General features: G+C 60.4%; 1 protein-coding gene. It reads left to right on the top strand.

Going from position 1 to position 240, the window contains the following annotated elements; genetic code table 11:
* Positions 1-240 (top strand): pyrroloquinoline quinone biosynthesis peptide chaperone PqqD (gene pqqD, locus KVT28_RS26490; protein WP_217551278.1); only part of this gene is annotated, 240 nt, incomplete at both ends.

A 240-nucleotide genomic window follows, 5' to 3' on the forward strand; every position in this document is an offset into this window, starting at 1 on the left:
CGGCTACCGCATGCAGTGGGAAGCGGCGCAGGATAGCCATGTGGTGCTCTATCCCGAAGGCATGGCCAAATTGAACGAGACCGCCGTGGCGATCCTCGAACTGGTGGATGGCAAACAGGATGTGGCGGCGGTCGTTGCCACGCTGGATGCGCGTTTCCCGGACGCGGGCGGTGTCGGCGACGACGTCAAAGAGTTCCTGCAATCCCCCATCGAACAAAAATGGATACAGTGTCGTGAACC

The sequence above is a fragment of the Pantoea sp. GbtcB22 genome (assembly GCF_019091025.1).
Lineage (GTDB): Bacteria > Pseudomonadota > Gammaproteobacteria > Enterobacterales > Enterobacteriaceae > Pantoea > Pantoea leporis.